This is a genomic window from Tissierella sp., assembly GCF_052089545.1.
Lineage (GTDB): Bacteria > Bacillota > Clostridia > Tissierellales > Tissierellaceae > Tissierella_A.
In genome coordinates, this window is the sequence record NZ_JBQDAA010000098.1 from 1 (window position 1) to 680 (window position 680).

At 38.4% G+C, this 680-nt stretch carries 1 protein-coding gene; it reads right to left on the minus strand.

Going from position 1 to position 680, the window contains the following annotated elements:
- On the minus strand, positions 1-680 hold a 680-nt coding region (locus ACTHW2_RS08040; RefSeq protein WP_442263435.1), incomplete at both ends, for a cell wall-binding repeat-containing protein.

Below are 680 nucleotides of genomic sequence, written 5' to 3' on the forward strand. Positions count from 1 at the left end.
TTGCTAAAGCTGTTTTTTCTCTGTCGTCTCCTTCTATTCTGTTTACTTTATAATCTTCTAATTGATCTACAACTGATTGAGTTACTGCTTTTTCTCCACCAATTATAGTTACTTCTTTAACGCCTAAATCTTTCATTGCGTCTAAAGTTGCATCTGTTGTTCTATTAGTATTAGTTAAGAACACTGGCATATCTTTTAAAGCTGATACAGGTCCTACAGCTAATGCATCTGCTAGGATATCATATCCTTTAGCTAAGAATACATGGTCTGTTTGTCCGTCAACTTCTTCAGCTACTGCAACAGCTGTTTTCTCTCTGTCGTCTCCAGCTACTCTTTCAACTGTGTAGTCTTCTTTAAGGTCAGCTTCAACATCTGCTGAAACTGCTTTTTCTCCACCAAGAATATATACATTCTCAGCTCCAAGTCTTTCAAGTTCTTCTTTAACTACGTTTGGAAGCTTGTCTTCATTGGTTAAGATTAATGGAGCATTTTTAGCACTTGCTAAAAGTGTACCTGTTAAAGCGTCCACCTCTCCATCATATCCTGCTATTACTACGTCTTTAGCCCCTTCTTCAAAAGCCATTTCACTAGCTGCTACAGAAGTTTCTACTCTTCCTTTCCCAGCAAGTCTTGTTACAGCTTCTACTTCATCAGCTACTGGAGCTGCTTGTGCTATTCCT